Annotated in this window: 12 protein-coding genes; 10 read left to right on the forward strand and 2 right to left on the reverse strand. The window is 71.3% G+C overall.

All coding sequences use genetic code 11. The annotated features are described in order from the left end of the window. From A5655_RS09110 to A5655_RS09155, 10 genes are all read left to right on the forward strand, one after another. Positions 1–394, forward strand: a 394-nt coding sequence (locus A5655_RS09110) for an aminotransferase class III-fold pyridoxal phosphate-dependent enzyme (protein ID WP_156764784.1), incomplete at its 5' end; no start/stop codon positions are given. After that, entirely contained in the window at positions 391–1,317 is a 927-nt protein-coding gene (gene argF, locus A5655_RS09115; RefSeq protein WP_067008495.1) for an ornithine carbamoyltransferase, read from the forward strand. The genes A5655_RS09110 and argF, both read left to right, overlap by 4 nt. Then, positions 1,314–1,808 (forward strand): arginine repressor, encoded by a 495-nt coding sequence (locus tag A5655_RS09120; protein WP_067008498.1) that lies wholly within the window; start codon positions 1,314–1,316, stop codon positions 1,806–1,808. The genes argF and A5655_RS09120 overlap by 4 nt, the downstream gene beginning before the upstream one ends. Positions 1,809–1,820: 12 nt before the next feature. Next, positions 1,821–3,029 carry an argininosuccinate synthase gene (locus A5655_RS09125; protein WP_067008501.1) on the forward strand — a complete coding sequence of 403 codons (1,209 nt, stop codon included), beginning with the start codon at positions 1,821–1,823 and terminating at the stop codon, positions 3,027–3,029. Next, positions 3,026–4,438: an argininosuccinate lyase gene (gene argH / locus A5655_RS09130; RefSeq protein WP_067008504.1), complete on the forward strand. Its 1,413-nt coding sequence runs from the start codon at positions 3,026–3,028 to the stop codon at positions 4,436–4,438. Before A5655_RS09125 ends, argH begins: the two co-directional genes overlap by 4 nt. Before the next feature lie 349 nt (positions 4,439–4,787). Beyond that, positions 4,788–5,849 (forward strand): type III polyketide synthase, encoded by a 1,062-nt coding sequence (locus tag A5655_RS09135; RefSeq protein WP_067008507.1) that lies wholly within the window; start codon positions 4,788–4,790, stop codon positions 5,847–5,849. Between the two features lie 133 nt (positions 5,850–5,982). Then, positions 5,983–12,309 (forward strand): type I polyketide synthase, encoded by a 6,327-nt coding sequence (locus A5655_RS09140; RefSeq protein WP_067008510.1) that lies wholly within the window; start codon positions 5,983–5,985, stop codon positions 12,307–12,309. Between the two features lie 15 nt (positions 12,310–12,324). Further along, positions 12,325–18,654, forward strand: coding sequence for a type I polyketide synthase (locus tag A5655_RS09145; RefSeq protein WP_067008513.1), 6,330 nt, complete (start codon positions 12,325–12,327; stop codon positions 18,652–18,654). Positions 18,655–18,656: 2 nt separating this feature from the next. Continuing rightward, complete coding sequence (locus A5655_RS09150; RefSeq protein WP_067008517.1) at positions 18,657–21,734, forward strand: type I polyketide synthase; 3,078 nt, start codon at positions 18,657–18,659, stop codon at positions 21,732–21,734. Positions 21,735–21,915: 181 nt separating this feature from the next. Next, positions 21,916–22,977, forward strand: coding sequence for a type III polyketide synthase (locus tag A5655_RS09155; protein WP_067008521.1), 1,062 nt, complete (start codon positions 21,916–21,918; stop codon positions 22,975–22,977). Here the strand turns inward: A5655_RS09155 and A5655_RS09160 are convergent. Next, positions 22,960–24,243, reverse strand: a complete 1,284-nt coding sequence (locus tag A5655_RS09160; protein WP_156764785.1) for a cytochrome P450 — start codon at positions 24,241–24,243, stop codon at positions 22,960–22,962. The genes A5655_RS09155 and A5655_RS09160 overlap by 18 nt on opposite strands. 14 nt (positions 24,244–24,257) lie before the next feature. Further along, positions 24,258–24,448: ABC transporter C-terminal domain-containing protein (locus A5655_RS09165; RefSeq protein ID WP_304441657.1), on the reverse strand; the 191-nt coding region annotated here is incomplete at its 5' end.

The following is a 24,448-nucleotide window of genomic DNA, read 5'->3' on the forward strand; positions in this document are numbered from 1 at the left end:
GCCGGCCGCCGAACTGCTCAGTCCCGGCCTGCACGGCAGCACCTTCGGCGGCAACCCGATCTGCACCGCGGCCGCGCTGGCGGTGCTGCGGGTGATCGGCGCGGAGGATCTGGTCCGGCACGCCGAGGTGCTGGGCAAGTCGGTGCGCCACGGCATCGAGCGGCTCGGACACCCGCTGATCGACCGCGTGCGCGGCCGCGGATTGCTCTGGGGCATCGTGCTTTCGGCGCCGGCGGCCAAGGGCGCCGAGGCGGCGGCGCGCGAGGCCGGCTTCCTGGTCAACGCGGCGGCCCCCGACGTCATCCGGCTGGCGCCGCCGCTGATCATCACGGAGACCCAGATCGACGGCTTCATCGCCGCCCTGCCGGGCATCCTCGACGAGGCGGCGGCATGACGCGGCATTTCCTGCGCGACGACGACCTGTCGCCCGCCGAACAGGCCGAGGTGCTCGCGCTGGCCGCCGAACTGAAGAAGGACCCGTTCGTCCGCCGCCCCCTCGAGGGGCCCCGCGGGGTCGCGGTCATCTTCGACAAGAACTCCACCCGGACCCGGTTCTCGTTCGAGGTGGGCATCGCCCAGCTCGGCGGGCACGCCGTCGTCGTCGACGCCCGCAGCACGCAGATGGGGCGCGACGAGACGCTCGGCGACACGGCAAAGGTGTTGTCTCGCTACGTCGACGCGATCGTCTGGCGGACCTATGGGCAGGACGGGCTCGAGGCGATGGCCGCCGCCGCGAGGGTGCCCGTGGTGAACGCGCTCTCCGACGACTTCCACCCGTGCCAGGTGCTGGCCGACCTGCAGACCATCGCCGAACGCAAGGGGTCGCTGAAGGGATTGCGGCTGTCATACTTCGGCGACGGCGCCAACAACATGGCGCACTCGCTGATGCTGGGCGGGGTGACCGCCGGCATCCACGTCACCGTCGCCGCGCCCGACGGCTTCGCGCCCGCCCCGGCGCTGGTGGCCGCCGCCGAGCGGCGCGCCGAGGCCACCGGCGCGTCGATCACCGTGACCGCCGATCCCGATGCCGCGGCCAAGGGCGCCGACGTCGTGGTCACCGACACCTGGACGTCGATGGGGCAGGAGAACGACGGCCTGGACCGGGTGGGGCCGTTTCGGCCGTTCCAGCTCAACGTGCGCCTCGTCGGGTCGGCCGACCCGGAAGCCGTTGTGCTGCACTGCCTTCCGGCCCACCGCGGGGAGGAGATCACCGACGAGGTGATGGACGGCCCGGCCAGCGCCGTGTGGGACGAGGCCGAAAACCGGTTGCACGCCCAGAAGGCGCTGCTGGTGTGGCTGCTGGAGCGGTCCCGATGACCCGCTCGAAGGCCGCCGCCGAAACCACCCGCGCCGGTCGGCAGGCCCGCATCGTGGCGATCCTGTCGTCGGAGCCGATCAGCAGCCAGAGCGAACTGGCGGCCCGGTTGGCCGGCGAGGGCATCGACGTCACGCAGGCCACGCTGTCGCGCGATCTCGAGGAGCTCGGCGCGGTCAAGCTGCGCGGCGCCGACGGCGGCGTCGGCGTCTACATCGTTCCCGAGGACGGCAGCCCGGTGCGCGGGGTATCCGGCGGCACCGACCGGATGTCGCGCCTGCTCGGCGAGTTGCTGGTGTCGACCGACGCGAGCGGCAACCTCGCGGTGCTGCGCACCCCGCCGGGCGCAGCCCACTATCTGGCCAGCGCGATCGACCGCGCGGCCCTACCGTACGTAGTCGGCACCGTGGCCGGCGATGACACCATCCTGGTGGTTGCCCGCGAGCCGATGACCGGCGCGGAACTCGCCACGATGCTCGAGCAGATCAAGTAAGGAGACGGATCAATGTCAGAACGCGTCATCCTGGCGTATTCCGGCGGGCTGGACACCTCGGTGGCGATCAGCTGGATCGGCAAGGAGACGGGCCGCGAGGTGGTCGCGGTCGCGATCGACCTCGGCCAGGGCGGCGAGGACATGGAGCTGGTCCGGCAGCGGGCGATTGACTGCGGCGCCGTCGAGGCCGTCGTCGTCGATGCGCGCGACGAATTCGCCGAGGGCTACTGTCTGCCGACCGTGCTCAACAACGCGCTGTACATGGACCGCTACCCCCTGGTGTCGGCGATCAGCCGGCCGCTGATCGTCAAGCACCTGGTCGCGGCCGCGCGCGAGCACGGCGGCACCATCGTCGCGCACGGCTGCACCGGCAAGGGCAACGACCAGGTCCGGTTCGAGGTCGGATTCGGCTCGCTGGCACCGGATTTGGAGGTGCTGGCGCCGGTCCGCGACTACGCCTGGACGCGCGAGAAGGCGATCGCGTTCGCCGAGGAGAACGCCATCCCAATCAACGTCACCAAGCGCTCGCCCTTCTCGATCGACCAGAACGTGTGGGGCCGGGCGGTGGAAACCGGCTTCCTGGAACACCTTTGGAACGCGCCCACCAAGGACGTCTACTCCTACACCGAAGACCCCACGCTGAACTGGAGCACGCCCGACGAGGTGATCGTCGGGTTCGAACGCGGCGTGCCGGTGTCCATCGACGGCAAGCGGGTCTCCATGCTGCAGGCCATCGAGGAACTCAATCGGCGCGCCGGCAGCCAGGGCGTCGGGCGCCTCGACGTCGTCGAGGACCGGCTGGTGGGCATCAAGAGCCGCGAGATCTACGAGGCCCCGGGAGCGATGGTGCTGATCACCGCGCACACCGAACTCGAACACGTGACGCTGGAGCGCGAGCTGGGCCGGTTCAAACGCCACACCGACCAGCGCTGGGCCGAACTGGTGTACGACGGGCTCTGGTACTCGCCGCTGAAGGACGCGCTGGAAAGCTTCGTCGCCAAGACCCAGGAGCACGTGACCGGCGAGGTGCGAATGGTGTTGCACGGCGGGCACATCGCGGTCAACGGCCGGCGCAGCGCCGAGTCGCTGTATGACTTCAACCTGGCCACCTACGACGAGGGCGACAGCTTCGACCAGTCGGCCGCGAAGGGCTTCGTCTACGTGCACGGGTTGTCGTCGAAGATCGCGTCCCGCCGGGACATGGCCGTCGACGAAACGTGAGCACTCGCGAGGGGTCGCTGTGGGGCGGGCGGTTCGCCGACGGGCCGTCCGACGCGCTGGCCGCGCTGAGCAAGTCCACGCACTTCGACTGGGTGCTGGCGCCGTACGACATCGTTGCCTCGCGCGCGCACACGGTGATCCTGTTCCGGGCCGGACTCCTCGACGAGGAGCAGCGCGACGGGTTGCTGGCCGGCCTGGACAGCCTCGCCGAGGACGTCGCCGACGGCAGCTTCACGCCGCTGGTGACCGACGAGGACGTGCACGCCGCGCTGGAGCGCGGGCTGATCGACCGGGTCGGCCCCGACCTGGGCGGGCGGTTGCGCGCCGGGCGTTCGCGAAATGACCAGGTGGCCACGCTCTTTCGGATGTGGCTGCGCGACGCGGCCCGACGGGTCGCCGACGGCGCGCTCGAGGTCGTCGCCGCGCTGGCCGCCCAGGCGGCCGCGCACCCGAGCGCCATCATGCCCGGCAAGACCCACCTGCAGTCCGCCCAGCCAATACTGCTGGCGCACCACCTGCTCGCGCACGCCCAGCCGCTGCTGCGGGACGTGGATCGGATCGTCGACTTCGACCGGCGCGCAGCCGTCTCCCCGTACGGCTCGGGCGCGCTGGCCGGGTCGTCGCTGGGCCTGGACCCGGGCGCGATCGCCGCGGAGCTCGGCTTCGCCGCCGCCGCCGACAACTCCGTCGACGCGACGGCGGCCCGGGATTTCGCCGCCGAGGCCGCGTTCGTCTTCGCCATGATCGCCGTCGACCTGTCCCGGCTGGCCGAGGACATCATCATCTGGAGCTCGACGGAGTTCGGCTACATAACCCTGCACGATTCGTGGTCCACCGGCAGCTCGATCATGCCGCAGAAAAAGAACCCCGACATCGCCGAACTGGCCCGCGGCAAGGCCGGGCGGTTGATCGGAAACCTTGCCGGGCTGCTGGCGACGCTGAAGGCGCAGCCGCTGGCCTACAACCGGGACCTGCAGGAAGACAAGGAGCCGGTGTTCGACGCGGTGGCCCAGCTGGAGCTGCTGCTGCCCGCGATGGCCGGACTGGTGGCCAGCCTGACGTTCGATGTCGAGCGGATGGCCGCCCTGGCCCCGGCCGGCTACACGCTCGCCACCGACATCGCGGAGTGGCTCGTTCGCCAGGGCGTCCCGTTCCGGTCCGCGCACGAGGCGGCCGGGGCCGCCGTGCGGACCGCCGAGGGGCGGGGCGTCGGGCTCGACGAGCTGACCGACGACGAACTGGCCGCCATCAGCCCCGAGCTGACGCCGGAGGTGCGCGACGTGCTGACCATCGAGGGCTCGGTGGCTTCGCGGGATTCCAGGGGCGGCACCGCGCCCAACCGGGTCGCCGAGCAGCTCGAAGCGGTGCTGGCCGGCTGCGCCGAACTCAAAGACCGGCTACGCCGCTAGGCGGATAACATTTGCCCGTTCGACCCGTTTGCCGTTGGAAAAGGGGCGAGCCGGCATTATATTGACGCACTGGTAAATTGCGCGGGCTCGATCATTTGGCCCGGCATTTTTGGCAGCAAATGTCTTCGCTCGGGCGCACGCGGCGCGGACGTGAGGGCGTTTCGTCGTCGGCGCGCCCGCTGCCTTCCGCGCCGACTTTGTGTCGGACCGGCGCCGACAACGCCCGCTAACGCCGCAGGTCCGCGCCATCTTTCTGCCTAACTTATGAAACCCGGCTAAGCTTTCAGCTCGAAAAGCGATCTGGCTGAACCAATCGGCCAAGTCACACGTCTCCAAAAGGGTGGGACCAATGAGCGTCATTGCAGGTGTCTTCGGCGCCCTGCCGCCTCACCGCTATTCCCAGCGGGAGCTGACCGACTTCTTTATCAGCATCCCGGATTTCGCCGAATACGAAGACCTGGTTCGCCAGCTGCACGCCAGCTCCAAAGTCAACAGCCGCCACCTGGTCATGCCGTTGGAGAAATACCCGACGCTCACCGACTTCAGCGTGGCCAACCGGGTGTTCATCGAGCACGCGGTCGACCTCGGCTGCGAGGCGCTGTCGGGTGCCCTGGAAGAGGCGGGACTGCAGCCCCAGGACCTCGACGTGCTGATCACCACGACGGTCACCGGGATCGCGGTTCCGTCGCTGGACGCGCGCATCGCCGGGCGGCTCGGCCTGCGCGACGACGTGCGGCGGGTGCCGCTGTTCGGCTTGGGCTGCGTGGCCGGCGCCGCCGGGGTGGCCCGCATGAACGACTACCTGCGGGGGGCGCCGGACGGCGTCGCCGCCCTGGTGTCGGTGGAGCTTTGCTCGATGACCTACCCCGGCTACAAGCCGACGGTGGCCGGCCTGGTGGGCAGCGCGCTGTTCGCCGACGGCGCGGCCTCGGTGGTGGCGGTCGGCGAGCGCCGCGCCGAACAGATCGGTGCCGCGGGTCCCGACATCGTCGACTCGCGCAGCCACCTGTACCCGGATTCGCTGCGCACGATGGGCTACGACGTCGGTGCCACCGGCTTCGAGCTGGTCCTGTCGAAGGACGTGGCCGGCGTCGTCGAGCAATACCTGTACGACGACGTCACCGGTTTCCTCGGCGCGCACGGCCTGACCACGACGGACGTGGGCGCCTGGGTCAGCCATCCCGGCGGTCCGAAGGTCATCGAGGCGATCGTCAAGACGCTCGACCTGCCGCCGGAAGCCCTCGAGCTGACGTGGCGTTCGCTCGGCGAGATCGGAAACCTCTCGTCGGCCTCGGTGCTGCACGTCCTGCGCGACACCCTGGCCAAGCCGCCGCCCAGCGACAGCCCCGGGCTGATGATCGCGATGGGTCCAGGATTCTGCTCTGAGCTCGTGCTCCTGCGCTGGCATTGAGTCCACAAGTGGCGCGACCCCTGGCGCCCGCAGTTGACCAGATCCGCACACGGCACGAGCGGCCGTTGAGAGAATATGGCGGTGATCGTCGCGCGGCTTGGCGCCGGTTGAGGAACCCGAGAGGCCGGGTCTCATGAGCAGCACTCACGAAGAGCTCGTGCGGGCCCTGCGCGCGTCCCTCAAGCAGAACGAGCAACTCAAGCGGGAGAACCGCGAATACCTCGCACAGGCGACCGAGCCGTTGGCGATCGTGGGCATGGGTTGCCGGTATCCGGGCGGGGTGGATTCGCCCGAGGGCTTGTGGGCGATGGTCGCCGAGGGCCGCGACGTGGTGTCGGACTTTCCCATCGACCGGGGTTGGGACCTGGCCGACCTGTTCGACGCGGACCCCGACGCAGTCGGCAAGTCGTACTCGCGGCAGGGCGGGTTCCTCGACGACGTGGCCGGTTTCGACGCGGCTTTCTTCGGGATCGCGCCCAGCGAGGCCCTGGCGATGGATCCGCAGCAGCGGTTGCTGCTGGAGATCTCCTGGGAGGCGCTGGAGCGGGCCGGGATCGACCCCCTCGACCTGCGGGGTTCGGCGACCGGCGTGTTCGCCGGGGTCTTCCATGGTTCGTACGGCGGCGCGGGACGGGTGCCGGGAGACCTGGAGCGCTACGGGATGCGCGGCACGACGCTGAGCATCGCGTCGGGCCGGGTGGCGTACGCGCTGGGGCTGGAGGGCCCGGCCGTATCGGTGGACACCGCGTGCTCCTCGTCGTTGGTGGCGATGCACCTGGCGGCGCGGTCGCTGCGGTCGGGCGAGTGTGACCTGGCCCTGGCCGGCGGTGTGACCGTGATGGCCACCCCGGCGATGTTCGTCGACTTCAGCCGGCAGCGGGCGCTGTCGGTCGACGGCCGGTGCAAGGCCTACGCGGGCGCCGCCGACGGCACCGGGTTTTCCGAGGGCGCCGGGATGCTGGTGCTGGAGCGGCTGACCGATGCGCGGCGGCTGGGCCATCCCGTGCTGGCGGTGCTGCGGGGTTCGGCGGTCAACCAGGACGGCGCGTCCAACGGGCTGGCGACGCCGAACGGGCCGTCGCAGCAGCGCGTGATCCGCGCGGCGCTGGCCAGCGCGCGCCTCGAGGCGGCCGACGTCGACGTCGTGGAGGGGCACGGCACCGGCACGATGCTCGGAGATCCGATCGAGGCCCAGGCGATCTTGGCGACCTACGGCCAGGGCCGCACCGAGCCGCTGTGGTTGGGGTCGATCAAATCGAACATGGGCCACACCTCGGCCGGCGCGGGCGCGGCCGGCGTGATCAAGATGGTGCAGGCGATGCGCCACGGGGTGATGCCCCAGACGCTGCACGTGGATGAGCCCACGCCGCACGTGGATTGGTCGGCGGGGGCGGTGTCGTTGTTGACCGAGCCGCGGCCCTGGCCGGCGGGCGATCGCCCGCGCCGGGCGGCGGTGTCGTCGTTCGGGATCAGCGGGACCAACGCGCACGTGATCGTCGAGGAGGTGCCCGCCGAGCCGGAACCCGTTGTGGCCCAACGTGACCAGCCGCCGTCGGTGCCGTGGGTGGTGTCGGGCCGTTCCGAACGGGCGCTAGCCGACCAGGCGGCCCGGCTAGCGGCATGGGTGGCCGAGCGCCCGGGGTTGAGCGCCGCCGATGTCGGGTGGTCGCTGGCCACCAGCCGCTCGACGTTCGAGCATCGGGCGGTGGTGGTGGGTCCCGACCGCGAGACACTGCTGGCGGGCCTGGCCGGGGTGGCTGCCGGTTCGCCCGGCGCGGGCGTGGTGGTGGGCCGGGCCCGGGCGGCGGGCAAGACGGCGTTCGTGTTCCCCGGACAGGGATCTCAGTGGGCCGGCATGGGGGCCCAATTGCTCGACGAGTCAACGGTGTTCGCCGACCAGATGCGCCGGTGCGACAAGGCGCTCGGCGAGCACGTGCAGTGGTCGTTGATCGACGTCATCCGCGCCGCGCCGGGCGCGCCGGGGCTGGATCGGGTGGACGTGGTGCAGCCGGCGCTGTGGGCGATCATGGTGTCGCTCGCCGAGTTGTGGCGGTCGGTGGGGGTAGCGCCCGACGCGGTGATCGGCCATTCGCAGGGCGAGATCGCCGCGGCGTGCGTGGCGGGGGCGCTGTCGCTCGAGGACGCGGCGCGGGTGGTGGCCTTGCGGAGCCGGCTTTTGCTCCAGCTGTCGGGCGAGGGGGGCATGGCCTCGTTGGCGTGCGGCCTGCCGAAGGCGCGGGAGTTGGCGGCGCACTGGGGCGATCGGCTGAATATCGCCGCGGTGAACGGTGTTTCGGCGGTCGTCGTGTCCGGCGACGGGGAGGCGCTGGACGGGTTGATCCGGCGCTGCGAAGCCGACAACATTCGGGCCCGCCGGATCGACGTCGACTACGCCTCGCACTCGACGCAGGTGGACGCGATCCGCGAACCCCTCATTCAGGCACTGGCGGACATCGAGCCGCACTCATCGTCGACCGCGTTCTACTCGACCGTCACCGGCGAGCCCATGGACACGGCGGGCCTGGACGCCGAGTACTGGTTCCGGAACATCCGGGAGACGGTGGAATTCGAGCGAGCGGTGCGCGGCGCGCGCGACGCCGGGTACCGGACGTTCGTCGAATGCAGCCCGCACCCGGTGTTGATCGCCGGCATCGAGGAGACGGTCGGTTTCGCGGAAGACGCGATGGTCATCCCGTCGCTGGGCCGCGACGACGGCGGCCTGGACCGGTTCTGGCTCTCCGCGGGCCAGGCGCACGTCGCCGGGGGCGAGGTGGATTGGCGGGCCGCGTTTGCCGGCGGCGACGTTCGGAATGTCGAGCTGCCGACGTATGCGTTTCAGCGGCAGCGCTTTTGGTTGCCCGCCCAGTTCATGGGATCGGGCGACACGGGTCGGCTGGGCCTGGCCGCCGCCGAGCACGGCTTGTTGGGTGCGGTGGTGGATCGGCCCGACTCCGGCGGGGTGGTGTTGACGGGCCGGCTTTCCGTCGCCGCCCACCCCTGGTTGGCGGACCACGAGGTCAACGGGGCGACGTTGTTCCCCGGAACCGGGTTTGTGGAATTGGCCGCCCGGGCCGGCGACGAGGTCGGCTGCCCGGTGATCGAGGAGCTGACGCTGTCCGCCCCGCTGGTGCTGCCCGCGGCGGGGTCGGTGCAGATTCAGGTGGTCGTCGGCGCCGCCGGCGCGGCGGGCTCGCGGCCGGTGGCGGTGTATTCGTCCGGCGCGCGGCCGGATTCGGACTGGGCGTTGAATGCCGAGGGCCTGTTGGGGGCCCGCGCGGTCGCACCGGACGCGGATCTGTCGGCCTGGCCGCCCGCGGGCGCCGAAGAGGTCGACGTGAGCGACGCCTACCGGCGCCTGGCGGGGCGGGGCTACGAGTACGGCCCGGCCTTCCGGGGATTGCGGGCCATGTGGCGTCGCGACGACGAGGTCTTCGCCGAGGTCGCCCTCGCGCCGGAGGCCGGCGTCACGGTTGACGGGTTCGGGATCCATCCGGTGCTGCTCGACGCCGCGTTGCACGCGCTGGGTCTCGCCGACGCGGACGCCCCAACGGTGTTGCCGTTTTCCTGGCAGCGGGTGAGCCTGCACGCGGCGGGGGCTACGCGGGCACGGGTCCGGATCGCGCCGCTCGGCGCCGGCGCGGTGTCCCTCGAACTGGCCGACGCGATGGGTCTTCCGGTGCTGTCGGTCGGCCGGCTTGACGTGCGGCCGGTGTCGGCCGCCCAGCTGTCGGCCGCGACCACCCCGGCCGGCGGCCGGCTGCTCGAGGTCGTGTGGTCCCCGATGCCGCTGAGCGAGAACGGCGTTGGCGACGGCGTGGTGGTGTGGGAGCCGGGCGCGGGCCCGGGCGTGGTGCGGGCCGCACATGACGCCGTTCACGAGGCGCTGGGCGTGTTGCAGTCCTGGCTGGCCGGCGACGGGAGCGGGGTGCTGGTTGTGCTCACCCACGGCGCGGTCGCGTTGCCCGGCGAGGACGTCGCGGACCTGGCCGGCGCGGCGGTGTGGGGACTGGTCCGGTCGGCGCAGGCCGAGCATCCCGACCGGGTGGTGCTGGTCGATTCCGACGGGTCGCTGAACACGAGCGCGGTAATCGGTTGCGGTGAAGCGCAAGTCGTGGTCCGTGCCGGGGTGGCGTACGCGGCCCGGCTGGCGCCGGCGCCGCCCGACGCGGCCTTGGCGCTGCCCGCGGGGAATTGGCGGTTGGACACCGGCGGCGCCGGGACGCTGGAGGACTTGGTGGTGCGCCCGAACCCGCCGGCGGAATTGGCCGACGGCCAGGTGCGCGTGGCGGTGACCGCGGTCGGGGTGAACTTCCGAGATGTGCTGGTGGCGTTGGGAATGTACCCCGGCGGTGGCCGGCTGGGCGCCGAGGGCGTCGGGGTGATCACCGAAGTCGGCCCGGGCGTGTCGGGGCTGGCGGTCGGCGACCCGGTGATGGGGCTGCTGGGAATAGTGGCTTCGGAAGCGGTGGTCGACGCGCGGATGGTGACCGCGGTCCCGGCGCGCTGGTCGACGCTGGACGCCGCGGGCGCGCCGGTGGTGTTCCTGACGGCGCTGTACGGGCTGTCGGTGTTGGCCGGCCTGCGGGCCGGGCAGCGGGTGCTCATCCATGCCGCGACAGGCGGGGTCGGCATGGCCGCGGTCCAGCTGGCCCGGCATTGGGGGGCGGAGGTGTTCGCCACCGCCAGCCGGGGCAAGTGGGACACGCTGCGCGCGATGGGTTTCGACGACGACCACATCGGAGACTCACGGACACCCGCGTTCGAGCAGAAGTTCCTCGCCGCGACCGGCGGCCGCGGGGTGGACGTCGTGCTGAACTCCCTGGCCGGGGAGTTCATCGACGCGTCGTTGCGGTTGCTGGTCGGCGGCGGGCACTTCGTCGAGATGGGCAAGACAGACCCGCGCGACCCGGACGAGATCGCCGCGCAGCATCCTGGGGTGCGGTATCAGGCCTTCGACCTGACCGAGGTCGGCCCCGATCGCATCGCGGCGATGCTGGCCGAACTGACGGATCTGTTCGGCCAGGGCGTCCTGAAGCCGCTGCCGACAAGGGCTTTCGACGTGCGCCGCGCCGCCGAGGCGTACCGGTTCGTCAGTCAGGCCCGCCACATCGGCAAGGTTGTGCTGACGCTGTCGTCGGAGCTGGCCGGCGGCACCGTGCTGATCACCGGCGGCACCGGGATGGCCGGTTCGGCGCTGGCGCGTCATCTCGTCGCCCAGTACGGGGCGGCCCACGTCATGCTGGTCAGCCGGAGCGGCGGCGACGAACGAACGGCCGAGCTGGTGGCCGCGCTGCAATCGGCCGGGGCCGGGGTTTCGGTGGTGGCCTGCGATGTGGCCGACCGGGACGCGGCGGCCGCGCTGTTGGCCCGGGTGCCCGCGGAGCACCCGTTGCGCGGGGTGTTTCATGCCGCGGGTGCGCTGGACGACGGATTGATCGCGTCGTTGACTCCCGAGCGGGTGGATGCGGTGTTGCGCCCCAAGGTCGACGGGGCGTGGAACCTGCATGAGCTGACCGCGGGCCTCGATTTGTCGGCGTTCGTGCTGTTTTCGTCGATGGCGGGCATCGTCGGCACCCCCGGTCAGGGCAACTACGCCGCGGCCAACAGCTTCCTGGACGCGCTTGCCGCCCATCGTCGCGCCCGCGGATTGCCCGGGTTATCGGTGGCCTGGGGGCTCTGGGAACAGGCCTCGGCGATGACCGCGCACCTGGGCGACGCGGACAAGGACCGCATGAGCCGGCTGGGCCTCGCACCGCTCTCGACCGGCGAGGCGCTCCAGCGTCTCGACGCCGCCATGCTGGGCGAGCGGCCCGTCGTGGTGGCCACCTGCCTGGACCGGATCGCGCTGTCCGACAACGCCGCCGCACTGCCCCCGCTGCTGCACGGCCTGGCCACCCGTCCCGCCCGCCGCGTCATCGACGACGCCGGCGTGAGCGCCTCGACGACCGGGCTGGCCGCGCGGCTGCGGGAACTGGCCCCCGAGCAGCGGCACCGCGAACTCGTCGAGTTGGTTCGCAGCAACGCCGCCACCGTGCTGGGACGCGCCAACGCCGCGGACATCAACGCCGATCGGGCGTTCCAGGAACTGGGCTTCGACTCGCTGACCGCGGTCGAACTGCGCAACCGCCTGAAAACCGCCATCGGGCTCACCCTTTCGCCCACGATCATCTTCGACCATCCCACCCCCAGCGCCCTGGGCGAATACCTGGACACCCGCCTCGCGACCGGCAGCGCTCCGCCCAACCCCGCCGCCCGCGCCAACGACATCGCCGCGGAGTTGCAAGCGCTCGTGAACCGGACCGACTGGAAGCCGGAAGACAAGGCGCACCTGGCCATCCGGCTGCAAAACCTCCTGACCGCCCTCACCGACACTGGCCTCGCCGACGCCGACGACGCCGATATCCACACCGCGACCGAAAGCCAACTCTTCGCGATCCTCGACGAAGAGCTGGGCTCGTAACTTAAGGAGCACGCGGTGCCGGGCACCGAAAAGCATCTCGATTACCTCAAGCGCGTGACCGCCGACCTCCGGCGGACGCGGCGACGCCTGCTGGAGTTGGAAGGCAAGCAGTCGGAGCCGGTCGCGGTGGTGGGGATGGCGTGCCGCTACGCGGGCGGGGTGGATTCGCCGGAAGCGTTGTGGGACATGGTGGCCGAAGGCCGCGACGCGGTGTCGGACTTTCCCACCGATCGGGGCTGGGATGTCGACGGGCTGTTCGATCCGGATCCCGACGCCAAAGGAAAGATGTACACGCGCCGCGGGTGCTTCCTGAGCGACGCCGGCAACTTCGACGCGGGGTTCTTCGGCATCGGGCCCAGCGAGGCCCTGGCGATGGATCCGCAGCAGCGCCTGATGCTGGAGATCTCCTGGGAGGCGTTGGAGCGGGCGGGGATTGACCCGCTCGGGCTGCGCGGATCGGCGACGGGGGTGTTCGCCGGGGTCATCCACGCCGGCTATGGCGGCGAGGTGAAGGGGGAGCTGGAGGGCTACGGGCTCACCGGCTCCACCCTGAGTGTGACGTCCGGCCGCGTGGCCTACGTGCTGGGGCTGGAGGGCCCGGCGGTGTCGGTGGACACGGCGTGCTCGTCGTCGTTGGTGGCCATGCACTTGGCGGCGCAGTCGCTGCGCTCGGGGGAGTCCGACCTGGCGCTGGCCGGCGGCGTGACGGTGATGGCCACCCCGGCCGCCTTCGTCGAGTTCAGCCGGCAACGGGCGCTGGCGCCCGACGGCCGGTGCAAGGTGTATGCCGGCGCCGCCGACGGAACCGCGTGGTCGGAGGGCGCCGGGGTGCTGGTGCTGGAGCGCCTCAGCGACGCGCGCCGCCTGGGACATCCGGTGCTGGCGGTGCTGCGCGGCTCGGCGGTCAACCAGGACGGCGCCTCCAACGGCTTGACCGCGCCCAACGGCCCGTCGCAGCAGCGGGTGATCCGGGCGGCGCTCGCCAACGCCGGCTTGAGCGCGGCCGACGTCGATGTCGTCGAGGGCCACGGCACCGGGACGGTGTTGGGGGATCCGATTGAGGCCCAGGCGCTTTTGGCGACCTACGGCCAAGACCGGGTCGAGCCCCTGTGGCTGGGGTCGATCAAATCCAACATCGGCCACACGTCGGCGGGCGCGGGCGTGGCCGGCGTGATCAAGATGGTGCAGGCGATGCGCCACGGGATGATGCCGAAGACGCTGCACGTGGATGAGCCTTCGCCGCATGTGGATTGGTCGGCCGGGGCGGTGTCGTTGTTGACCGAGCCGCGGCCCTGGCCCGCGGGGGATCGTCCGCGCCGGGCGGGAGTGTCGTCGTTCGGGATCAGCGGCACCAACGCCCATGTGATCGTCGAGGATCCACCCCCGCTGGAAAGCGTTGCGGTGGAGCGTGATACGCCCCGCGAGACCGTCGTGGCGCCGTGGGTGCTGTCCGCCCGCTCGCCCGAGGCGCTGGGGGTGTACGCCAAGCGGCTACTGGCGCGGGTGAGCGCCGACGAGGATCTGAGCGTGACCGACGTGGGGTTGTCGTTGGCCACGACGCGCTCCGCGTTCGACCATCGCGCCGTGGTGGTGGGCGCCGACCGCGAGGCCATGCAGCTGAGCCTGGTGCAGCTGGCCGCCGGCGATCCGGGCCCGGACACGGTGGCCGGGCGGGCGCGGCCGGCGGGCCAGACGGTGTGGCTGTTTCCCGGTCAGGGGTCGCAGCGCCTGGGGATGGGCGCGGCGCTGTACCGGCGCTTCCCGGTGTTCGCCGGCGCCTTCGACGAGGCCGCGCAGGCGCTGGACGATCACCTGCGGTTGCCCCTGCGCGACGTGGTCTGGGGTGACGACGCAAACCTGTTGGAAAGCACGGAGTTTGCCCAGCCGGCACTGTTCGCCGTCGAGGTCGCGCTCGCCGCGCTGTGGCGGTCCTGGGGCGGGGTGCCCGACGTGGTGATGGGCCATTCCGTCGGTGAGATCGCCGCCGCGCACGTCGCCGGGGTCTTGTCACTGGCGGATGCGGCCAAACTGGTGGCCGCTCGGGGCCGGTTGATGGGCGCGCTGCCCGCCGGCGGGGTGATGGTCGCCGTGGCCGCCGGCGAGGCCGAGGTGGCGCCGCTGTTGACCGAGGGGGTCGGCATTGCGGCGATCAATGGGCCAGGCGCCGTGGTCATTTCGGGCGAGCAAGCCGCGGTGGGCGCGGTCGCCGATCGGCTGGCCCAGCAGGGCCGGCGGACACACCGGTTGGCGGTCTCGCACGCGTTCCACTCGCCGTTGATGGAACCGATGATCGAGCGGTTCGCGGAGGTGGTTGGCCACGTGTCGCCGGCCGTGCCGCGGATCTCGTTGATATCCAACGTGACCGGCCAGTTGGCCGGGGTGGGGTACGGCTCGCCGGATTACTGGGTCGAGCATGTCCGCGCACCGGTGCGCTTCGCCGACGGCGTCCAACTGGCCGAGACGCTAGGGGCCGGGGTGTTCCTCGAAGTGGGTCCCGGCAACGCGCTGACGGCCGCCGTGGCGCAGTCGTTGACCGGCGAGGCGCTCGCGGTGGTGAGCGTCGCCAAGGACCGGGCCGAGGTCGAGTCGCTGCTCACCGCCGCCGCCGAGCTGTTCGCCGCCGGGGTGGGCGTGGATTGGGCCGCGACGTTCACCGGCCTCGACCCCCGACGCGTCGACCTGCCCACGTACCCCTTCCAGCGCCGCAGGTTTTGGCTGTCGGCGGAGATGGTGGGGTCGCGCGACGTCGACGGGCTGGGTCTGACCGGAACCGACCATCCCTTGTTGGGTGCCGTCGTGGAGCGGCCCGACTCGGGTGAGGTGGTGATGGCGGGCCGGCTGTCGCTGGCCGCACAGCCATGGCTGGCCGATCACGCCGTGGGCGGCGTGGTGCTCTTGCCCGGGGCCGGGTTCGTCGAGCTGGTGCTGCGCGCCGGCGACGAGGTCGGCTGTTCGGCAATCGAAGAGCTGACTCTGTCGGCGCCGCTGGTGTTGCCGGCAACCGGCGGGGTCCAGGTTCAGGTGCTGGTGGGTGTCGCGAACGAGTCGGGCTCGCGCAGCGTGTCGGTGTATTCCTCTCGCCCGCAGTCGGATTCGGGATGGGTGCTGCACGCCGAGGGCGTGCTGACCACCAGGCCGGTGGTGCCGATCGTGGAATCCTCGGCATGGCCGCCGGCGGGTGCGGTCGCCGTCGACGTCAGCGGCGCCTACGAGCGACTCGCCGGCCGGGGCTACGGCTACGGCCCGGCGTTCCGCGGGCTGCGGAGCGTGTGGCGGCGCGGGACCGAGATCTTCGCCGAGGTCGCCGCACCGCAGGACGCCGGAGTGGCGTTGGGCGGGTTCGGGATTCATCCGGTGTTGCTCGACGCGAGCCTGCACGCACTGGGCATCGGCGGCGACCAGGACCAGATCGTGCTGCCCTTCTCCTGGCAGGGCGTGGCGTTGCATGCCGCGGGCGCGGCGCACGTACGGCTCCGGATAGCGCCGGCCGGGCCGGGTGCGATGTCGCTGGAGCTGGCCGACCCGGCGGGGCTGCCGGTGTTGTCGGTGCGCGAGTTGGTGGTTCGCCCGGTGTCGGCCGAGCAGCTGGCGGCGGCGACCCGCCCCGGCGGGGGCCTGCTCGAGGTCACGTGGTCTCCCGTTTCGCTGGACGGTCTCGAGGCCGGCGAACCGGCGGCGGTGTGGGAATGCCCCGCCGGGGGCGCGGTGGAGTCGGTCCACGCGGCCACCGCGGCGGCGCTGGAGGTGTTGCAGTCCTCGCTGGCCGCCGATCCGAGCGGTCCGCTGGTGGTGTTGACCCGCGGGGCGGTGGGGCTTTCCGGCGAGGATGTCACGGATCTGGCCGGCGCGGCGGTATGGGGGTTGGTGCGTTCGGCGCAGGCCGAACATCCGGGCCGCGTGGTTTTGCTCGATTCCGACGGGTCGCTCGACGTCGAGTCGGTAATCGGCTGTGGTGAGCCGCAATTGGTGGTGCGCAACGGCGCCGCCTACAAGGCGCGGCTGACGCCGGTGGACGCGGGCGCGCTGCTGGAACTTCCGGTGGGCGAATGGCGACTGGCCGCCGGGAGCGGGGGGACCCTGGAGGACCTGGTGGCCGAGCCGTGCCCCCGCGCGGAAGTGGCGGCCGGTCAGGTGCGCGTCCAGGTCGCCGCGGTCGGCGTGAACTTCCGCGACGTGCTGGTGGCACTGGGAATGTATCCGGGCGCGGCGCAGTTGGGCGCCGAGGGCGCCGGTGTCGTCGTCGAGGTCGGCCCGGACGTGAGCGGCCTGGCCGTCGGCGACGCGGTGATGGGCATCCTGGGCCTGGCCGGCTCCGAGGCGGTCGTCGACCAGCGGTACGTGGTACGGGTGCCGCAGGGGTGGTCGTTGACCGAGGCCGCGGGCGTGCCGGTGGTGTTCTTGACGGCGCTGTACGGGTTGTCGGCGCTGGCCGGGGTGCGGGCCGGGGAGCGGGTGCTGGTGCACGCCGCGGCGGGCGGGGTCGGCATGGCCGCGGTCCAGCTGGCCCGGCACTGGGGCGCCGAGGTCTTCGTCACCGCCAGTCGCGGCAAGTGGGACACGCTGCGCGCCATGGGCTTTGACGACGACCACATCGGCGACTCGCGCTCGCTGGAATTCGAACAGAAGTTCCTGGCCGCCACCGACGGGGCCGGGGTGGACGTGGTGCTCAACTCGCTGGCCGGTGAGTTCACCGACGCGTCGTTGCGGTTGCTGGTGTCCGGCGGGCGCTTCATCGAGATGGGCAAGACCGACCTGCGGGACCCGCAGTCGATCGCCGCGCAGCATCCCGGCGTGGAATACCGGGCGTTCGACCTGATGGAGGCCGGCCCGCAGCACATCCAGGAGATGTTGGTCGAGCTGGTCGGGCTGTTCGAGTCCGGCGCGTTGGGGCGATTGCCGTTGACGTCGTGGGACGTGCGCCGCGCCGTCGAGGCGTACCGGTTCGTCAGCCAGGCGCGCCACATCGGCAAAGTCGTTCTGACCCTGCCGGACAGCCCCGGTGTCGGGCTGGCCGGCGGCACGGTGTTGATCACCGGCGGTACCGGGATGGTCGGCGGGCTGGTGGCGCGCCACGTGGTCGGCCGGTACGGGGTGCGCCATATCGTCTTGGCCAGCCGCCGCGGCCAAACCGCCGAGGGCGCCGACGAATTGGTGGCCGACCTCACGCGGGCGGGCGCCACGGTGCGGGTGGTGGCCTGCGACATGAGCGATCGCGCGGCGGCCGCCGAGTTGTTGGCGGGGCTGCCCGAACAGCAACCGTTGAGCGCGGTGATCCACGCGGCCGGGGTGCTCGACGACGCGGTGATCGCTTCGTTGACGCCCGAGCGCATCGATACGGTGTTGCGGGCCAAGGCGGACGCGGCGTGGAACCTGCACGAGCTCACCCGCGACCTGAATCTGGCCGCATTCGTGATGTTTTCGTCGATGGCCGGGGTGGTGGGCGCCCCGGGTCAGGGCAACTACGCGGCGGCCAACAGTTTCCTCGACGGGCTCGCGGCGCACCGGCGCGCGCGCGGACTTCCCGCGTTGTCGGTCGCCTGGGGGCTCTGGGAACAGGACTCGGGTATGACGCAGCATCTGGGCGATCGCGACAAGGCTCGGATCAGCCGGGTCGGGCTGGCCCCGTTGTCCGCCGATCAGGCGCTCGATCTCCTCGATGCCGCCCTGCTGGCCGAGCCCCCCGTCGTGGTGGCCACCCGGCTCGACCGCGACGCGCTCGCCCGCAGCGGCGCGGCGCTGCCCCCGCTGTTGAGCGGCTTGGCCAACCGTCCGGCCCGGCGCGTCGTGGACCACGTCGAGATCGCGATGGCGTCGACGGGCCTGCGGGCGCGGCTGGCGGGCCTGACCCCCGAGCAGCGTCACCGCGAACTCGTTGATCTGGTGTGCGGCAACGCCGCGACGGTGCTCGGTCACAGCAGCACGGAGATCGGCGGCGAGAGCGCCTTCCAGGATCTGGGGTTCGATTCGCTGACCGCCGTCGAATTGCGCAATCGGCTCAAAAACGCGACGGGACTTACCCTTTCGCCGACGCTGATCTTCGACTACCCGACACCCGCCGCGCTGGCCGAGCAGCTCGATGTCCAGCTGGCCGCCGGCCCCGGCGCCGAGCAGCCGGATTCGATGGCCCGTTTCAACGACGTGGTGCGCGAACTGCAGGCGCTGATCGACCAACCCGACCGCGATCCCGAGGACAAGAAACGCATGACCGCCCGCATCGAGATGCTGCTGACCCTGAGCACCGCTCAGTCGGATCCCGCCGCCCACGACGACCTTTTCGACGACGACATCAAGACCGCCACCGAGAGCGAACTGTTCGCCATCCTCGACGAAGAATCCGGCCCCTGACCGTGCGACCGGCAGACGTCGCGATCATCGGGCTCGCCTGCAGGTTCCCGGCCGTCGCCAACCCCGCAGACCTCTGGCGCGTGCTGCGCGACGGACGGGAAGTCACCCGCGTCGCCGACGGGCAAACCCGCCGAGAGGGGCTGCTGGACAACGTCGCCGAATTCGACGCCGACTTCTTCAACCTGTCGCCGCGCGAGGCCGGCGCGATGGACCCCCGCCAGCGGCTGGCGCTGGAGCTTGCCTGGGAACTTCTCGAAGACGCGTTCCTCGTCCCGGAAACCCTGCGCGGCGAACGGGTCGCCGTCTACCTCGGCGCGATGAGCGACGACTACGCGGTGCTGACGCTCGACGCCGCGGAACACGTCGACCATCACTCCTTCGCCGGAATCAGCCGGGCGATGATCGCGAACCGGATCTCCTACGTGCTGGGCCTGTACGGCCCGAGCATGACGATCGATTCCGGCCAGTCGTCGTCGCTGGTGGCCGTGCACGCCGCGGCGGAAAGCCTGCGGTCGGGCGAATCGAAGCTGGCCATCGCGGGCGGCGTCCACCTGAACTTGGCGAGCGAGACGACCCTGCTGGAACGGGAATTCGGGGCGGTGTCGACCTCGGGCCACACCTACGCGTTCGACGCCCGCGCCGACGGTTACGTGCGCAGCGAGGGCGGCGGGCTGGTGCTGCTGAAGCCGTTGCGCGCCGCCCTCGAGGATGGGGACCGCATCCGCGCGGTCATCCCCGGCAGCGCGGTCGGCAACGCCGGGCACACTGCCGCCGGGCAGACGGCGCCCTCGGTCGCGGGGCAGGCCGACGTCATCCGACGCGCCCTGGGGAACGCGGGCCTGCAGCCGGGCCAGGTGGAGTATGTCGAGGCGCACGGCACCGGCACCGAGATCGGCGATCCGGTTGAGGCGAACGCGCTGGGGGAGGCGATCGGCAGGTTCCGGCCCCTTCCGCTGACCGTGGGGTCGGTGAAGACCAACATCGGTCACGCCGGGGGCGCCGCCGGCATCGCGGGTTTGCTCAAGGCGGTGCTGGCAATCGAAAACGCCGCCATTCCCGCGAGCCTCAACTACGCCGCCCCGAAAATCGATCTGGACGGCCTCGGGCTGCGCGTCAACACCGCGCTGAGCCCGTGGCCGGCCGGGGAGGGGCCGCGACGGGCGGGGGTGTCCTCGTTCGGCATGGGCGGGACCAACGCGCACGTGATCGTCGAGCAGGCGCCCGCGCGGCCGGCCACCCCCGCGGCCGGACGCGAGAACGGGCCGACGGCCTGGGTGCTGTCCGGCCGCTCGGAGCGCGCGCTGGCGAATCAGGCCGCGCGGCTCGGCGCCCATGTGGCCGGCGACGCGCGGCCCGACGCGAACGACGTGGCGTGGTCGTTGGCGACGACGCGTTCGGTGTTCGAGCATCGGGCGGCGCTGGTGGGCGCCGACCGCGAAACCCTGACGGCGGCGCTCGCCGCATTGACGCGCGGCGAGCCGAGTCCCAACGCGATCGTCGGCAAGGCGCACGTTCCGGGCACGACGGCGTTCGTGTTTCCCGGTCAGGGCGCGCAGTCGCTGAGGATGGGGGCCCAGCTGTACGCGCGGTTCCCGGTGTTCGCGGAGGCTTTCGACGACGCCGCCGCGGCACTGGATGACCGGCTGCGCGACGTGATGTGGGGGAGCGACCCAAAGCTGTTGGACAACACCGAGTTTGCGCAGCAGGCGTTGTTCGCCGTCCAGACCGCGCTGGCGGCGCTGCTACGGCACTGGGGCGTGGTGCCGGACGTGGTGATGGGGCATTCGGTGGGCGAGATCACCGCCGCCCATGTCGCGGGCGTGTTGTCGCTGTCCGACGCGGCGAAGGTGGTGGCGGCGCGGGGGCGGTTGATGGCCGCGCTGCCCGCGGGCGGCGCGATGGTCGCGGTCGCCGCGGGCGAGGCTGAGGTGGCGCCGCTGCTGACCGACAGGGTGGCCATCGCCGCGGTGAACGGCCCGGAAGCGGTGGTGATCTCGGGCGCGGAAGCTCCCGTCGCCGCCGTCGCCCAAACCCTGGCCAACCGGGGCCGGCGTTCCCGTCGGTTAGCGGTCTCCCACGCGTTCCACTCGCCGCTGATGGAGCCGATGATCCAAACCTTCGAAGCCGCGGTGGCCGACATCGCACCGCAAGAGCCCCGAATACCGTTGGTGTCCAACGTGTCCGGTCAGCTCGCCGGGCCCGGGTACGGGACGGCGCGCTATTGGGCCGAGCACGTGCGCCGTCCGGTGCGCTTCGCGGACGGGGTGCGCGCCGCGGAGGCGTCCGGGGCCGGGGTGTTCGTCGAAGTCGGTCCCGGCGGCGGCCTCGGCGCCGCGGCGGAGCAATCCCTGGCAACCGAGGGTCCCGTCGCGACGGTGACGCTGGCCAAGGATCGCGCGGAGGTGGAGTCGCTGCTCATAGCGGCCGGCAGGCTGTTCACCACCGGCGTGACGGTTGACTGGAGCGCGGTCCTGCGGCCCGGCCAGCGTGTCGAGCTGCCAACGTATGGATTTGCGCGCCAACGGTTTTGGCTGGGCACCGGCACAGGCGCGCCGACACCGACCGTTCCGGACGAGTCGGCCGAGCGCCTACGGCAGCTGCCGCCCCGCGAGCGCCGCCGCCAGCTGATCGAGCTGGTGTGCGCCCACGCGGCGGCGGTGCTGGGACATTCGGATGGCCACGCCGTCGATCCGGACCGCGCCTTCCAGGATCTCGGGTTCGACTCCCTGACGGGGGTCGAACTGCGCAACCGGCTCAAAGCCGATACCGGGCTGGCGTTGTCGCGCACGCTCGTCTTCGACTACCCCAACCCCGCGGCATTGGCCGATCATCTGGCCCGACAACTGCTCCGCGGCGAGGCGGAAGAGTCCGACGAGGAAAAGGTTTGGTCGGCGCTGAGAAAGATTCCGCTTCATGAACTTCGCCGGACCGGATTGCTCGACAAACTATTACTGTTGGCGGGCGACCCCGAAAAGTCGATCGCCGATTCAACGGTCACCGATGACGCTATCGATTCCTTAACCCCCGACGCGCTAATTGCGCTGGCACTCGACGCAAACAAAGAAAACGACACTCGATGATGAATTCATCACTGGCGGAACTGATTACGTGACGCTACGCCCGACGCAATTTGACATACGTTGAATATCAACTTCTTTGCGATACGGCGTTAAAGCTTTTAGACTTTTCACGGTAACGAGCGGTTCTCAGCCCCGGGTGAAAGTGGTCGCTTTCAACCGGCCATGACGAAAAGGGTGGGGCATGAGCGTTGTTGCTGGCGTGGTCGGTGCGCTGCCACCGCATCGGTATAGCCAGAGCGAGATCACCGACCAATTCGTCGAGTTTCCGGGGCTCAAGGAACACGAGGAGATCGTTCGGCGCCTGCACGCCGCCGCGAGGGTGAACAGCCGCCACTTCGTCCTGCCGTTGGAGCGCTACCCCACGCTGACCGACTTCGGCGAGGCCAACGCGATCTTCATCGACGCCGCCGTCGACCTGGGTTGCCAGGCGCTGGCGGGCGCGCTCGACGAGGCCGGCCTGGAACCGAAAGACGTCGACATGATCGCCACCACCACGGTCACCGGCATCGCGGTGCCTTCGCTGGACGCCCGCATCGCCGGGCAACTCGGCCTGCGACCCGACGTGCGCCGGGTGCCGCTGTTCGGTCTGGGCTGCGTGGCCGGCGCCGCGGGGGTGGCCCGGTTGAACGACTACCTGCGCGGCGCGCCTGACGGCGTCGCGGTCCTGGTGTCGGTCGAGCTCTGCTCGCTCACCTACCCGGCCGTCAAACCGACGGTGTCCGGGCTGGTCGGCAGCGCCCTGTTCGGGGACGGCGCGGCCGCGGTGGTGGCGGTCGGCGACCGGCGCGCCGAACAACTTCGCGCCAGCGGGCCCGACATCCTCGATTCGCGCAGCCGCCTGTACCCCGACTCGCTGCAGATCATGGGCTGGAACGTCAGCTCCTCGGGGCTGCAGCTGGTGCTGTCCCCGGACCTGACGACGTTGATCGACCGGTACCTGGCCGACGACGTCAACGGGTTCCTCGCCACGCACGGACTCACCAGGGACGACATCGGCGCGTGGGTGAGCCATCCGGGTGGCCCCAAGGTGATCGACGCCATCACCCGCGCCCTGGAGCTCGGGCCCGACGCGCTCGAGCTGACCTGGCGCTCGCTCGGCGAAATCGCCAACCTCTCGTCGGCCTCGGTGCTGCACATCCTGCGCGACACCATCGCCAAGCCGCCGCCCAGCGGAAGCCCCGGGCTGATGCTCGCGATGGGTCCGGGGTTCTGTTCCGAGCTGGTGCTAATGCGCTGGCACTAGGTCGACGACGTCGACGGTCAGGCCCGGCGCCGGCGACAGCGCGGCCAGGTTGTGCGCCCGGATCCGCTGAGCGGGCAGGCGCAGCGTGGTCCGGGCCACCAGCCGGGCCAGCATGACCGTCATCTCGGTGGTGGCCATGACCGCGCCGATGCACCGGTGCAGGCCCCCGCTGAACGGAATGTATTCGTGCGGTGCGGGCTTGCGGTAGCCCGGCGAGCCGGGATCCCAGCGCGACGGCCGGAATTCCGCTGGCTGCGGCCACAGCTCGGGCAGGCGATGCGTGACGTACGGGCTGAAGATCAGCAGCCGGCCGGCCCGGATGCGGTGCGCGTCGAAGGTGAGGTCGCGCATGACCTTGCGCGCCGAGATGACGCCGGGCGGGTATAGCCGCAGCGTCTCGTGCACGACGCCGTTGAGGTAGGTCAGCGCGTCGAGGTCGCCGGCGGCGGGCGGCCGGTCACCGAGCACCCGGCGCACTTCGTCGACGGCGGCGTCCCACGCGCCCGGCAGGGACAGCAGCGTATGGATCGCCCAGGCCAACGCGCCGCTGGTCGTCTCGTAGCCCGCGGTGATCAGCGAGATCACCGCATCACGAATCTCGTTGTCGCTCAACGCGTAGCCCTCGTCGTCGCGACCGTTGATCAGCATGGTCAGCATGTGGTCGTCGGGTCTGGGATCCGCGCGGGCGCCGGCGATCTGGGCGTCGACGAGGTCGTCGATGCGTCGGCGGGCCGCCATCGCCCGCCGCCATCCCGGCGCCCGCGTCCGTCGCTGCAACGCCACCACCTGCGGGAGCATGTGGGTCAGGTCCAGCAGGGGCTGCAGCTGTTCGCCGAGGAAGTCGGAGTGGACGGCCATCCGCTGGCCGAACAGGCTTTCGGCGGTGCTGCGCCGGACGGCCGAACGGCACTGCCGATAGATGTCCAGCCGCTGCCCGGGCCGCCAGCCGTCGATGACGGCGTCGACGCTGGCGACCATGGTCCGCACGTAATCCTGGATCTGCCGGTGCCGCAGCCCGGGCGCGACGACGCTGCGCCGGCGCCGGTGGTCGTCGCCGTCGCTGACGATCAGCGCGGTGGGCCCGTCCACGATGGCCAGGTTCTCGAACGTCTCCCGCCAGCTGAACGCGTCGGCGTTGGCAAACACAAACTTGTTTGCTTCGGGGCCCAGCAGGTAGGTGTAGCCACGACGGCCGACGCCGGAATTGATCACCGGGCCCCGCCACCGGTAGAGCGCCAACAACGCCTCGCCGGGCGGGTACCGCACCGGCCGATACGCGCTCATTCGAGCACCTCCGACAGCTCCAGCCAGCGGCTCTCCGTCGCGGCGACCTCGTCCTCCAGGCCGCGCAACTCGCCCGTCAGCCGCGCCAGGCCGACGTGATCGGACTGGTCGTGCTCGGCGAGTTCGTGGTGCTTGGCCGCGATCCGCTCGGCCAGCCGCGCGAGCTGGCGGTCGGCCGCGGCCAGCT

Source organism: Mycobacterium sp. 1081908.1, from assembly GCF_001673535.1.
GTDB lineage: Bacteria > Actinomycetota > Actinomycetes > Mycobacteriales > Mycobacteriaceae > Mycobacterium.